Origin of the sequence: Sphingobacterium sp. UBA7253, assembly GCF_002472745.1 — a bacterium.
Classification (GTDB): domain Bacteria; phylum Bacteroidota; class Bacteroidia; order Sphingobacteriales; family Sphingobacteriaceae; genus Sphingobacterium; species Sphingobacterium siyangense.
In genome coordinates this window covers 1-1702 of the sequence record NZ_DKSP01000082.1, presented here as the reverse complement: position 1 = coordinate 1702, position 1702 = coordinate 1, and the positions used below count along the sequence as shown (strand labels likewise).

Here is a 1702-nt window from a genome sequence, read left to right as displayed (position 1 = left end):
GCCGTTTTGTATTGTAAGAACGATAGCCAATTTGAAATAGTTTTATCAAAGTGATTTTTTTTATAAATTGTGTTGGCTTAAAATTAGGAATCCCCTTATTGGTAATCCAGAGAGAGCCCATTGGGAAATAAGAAATAAACCATAGATTTTGAGAAAGGACAAGAACTTTGAAATTGCGAAAGAAATTAGTCGGAAGATACAAGAATATCCTTCTTCTCTCTCTTCCGAAGAAAAGTACAAATTATATTGGCTGGCATTTGATCACATAAAAAAAAGTGCTTATAGCGGTAATCCGGAAGGTCAATATGATTATGCGCAACAGTTTGATTCAATTAATTTTTTAGGTGTTAATAATCCATTATACAATCCAAAGAAATGTATCTATTGGTATACAAAGGCGGCCAATGGTGGTTATGCAGAGGCTTATAATAACCTAGCGGATTTTTATGAAAGAGGCGAAGGGATTCAGCAAGATTTAAAGATGAGTTACGCATTATATAAAAGAGGGGCTAAACTCGGGTCAATTATTGCAAAAGCAAATTTGAAAATATTTGAAAGGGAAATAAAACAAGGGAAGTACAGGCTATAATTTCTATAGTAAAGATTTTCTTTTTGATATTGTAAGTAATCTAGAGGATTGTTGCCAAAATGAGCATTGGAGTTAATAAAAATGATGATGAAAATAAATAATCAATGATATGGAGAATGTATTTTTGCTATGGCACACCCACTTTGACGAATCATTAGATGGAGGAGAAGACGTAAAATTGATAGGAGTTTACAGTACCAAGGAACTTGCTGAAAATGCGTTAGTAAGAATGTCCAAAGTAGAAGGTTTCCGGGATCATACAGCGGGTTTTGAGATATCAGAATATAAAATAGATAAGGATAACTGGACTTCTGGCTTTATAACCGAATGAACTTAATAACTTTTGTATAAATAAAAACCCGTCCCCAGCATAAGTTTTAATGTTATGCTGCATTGCCTTCCGTAATTTCCTATTTAAATATAGCTTCCATTTCAGTAATTTTAAGAGTATCTTGTTCAATATTTACTGTCCCAAACAGGTTCCGAAAAATGGAAGGCCTATTTCTTATTGCAAAAAAATGTGTTTCCTTGAGCTTTCCCTTATTGTTGAAATATAGGAAATATTAATATCCAGAAAAGTCAAAATAGTATTTCAAATTCTGTCATTTTTGCAATAAATTGAGGAGTTTATTCTAAAGCAATGAGCAGATATTTTCCACGAACCATTTTAAAATTATTCAGAGTTTATAACCAAGTTTATGCGCAATATGATAAAGATAAAATATACCCTTAAAATCCACATCTTAGTTTTGCTTTGCTTTTCATGCTTTATGGTGAAATCTCAATCCAATGTTATTTTTCCAGTAATTGAGCACAACAATGATCAACTTGACAAAGTTTTTTTTAAAGAAATAACTGAAGTAAATTCGAGTATCTTCAATTTGGATGCGGTTGTCTCTTTTGAGAAAGCTGATTCTACTTTAAATATCTTCTACATGGGAAGGGATTTATTATACGATTATCTGTTGGGCAATTCAAAAGAGATCCTCGGAGTTCAAATAAAAGGTAGGATTATTGGAATACATAAAAGTGCTGAGAAATTATTAGATATAAAACCGGAAGTAGCTTTAGCTTCGAAGATATTTATAAAGCTGAATATTCCGACAAAAGTAC

Annotated in this window: 3 protein-coding genes; all 3 read left to right on the top strand. The window is 31.8% G+C overall.

From position 1 onward, the window contains the following. The first annotated feature begins 148 nt into the window (after nt 1–148). Nucleotides 149–589 (top strand): tetratricopeptide repeat protein, encoded by a 441-nt coding sequence (locus tag B2X72_RS08210; protein ID WP_286849035.1) that lies wholly within the window; start codon nt 149–151, stop codon nt 587–589. Between the two features lie 109 nt (nt 590–698). Next, nucleotides 699–920, top strand: coding sequence for a DUF7336 domain-containing protein (locus tag B2X72_RS08205; protein WP_112373528.1), 222 nt, complete (start codon nt 699–701; stop codon nt 918–920). A gap of 376 nt (nt 921–1296) precedes the next feature. Continuing rightward, the coding region (locus tag B2X72_RS08200; protein WP_286849032.1) for a hypothetical protein at nt 1297–1702 on the top strand (406 nt) is incomplete at its 3' end.

What these genes read in the sequence shown, in the direction of transcription:
- B2X72_RS08205 (WP_112373528.1), top strand. Translation starts at nt 699, where the DNA reads ATGGAGAATGTATTTTTGCTATGGCACACCCACTTTGACGAATCATTA.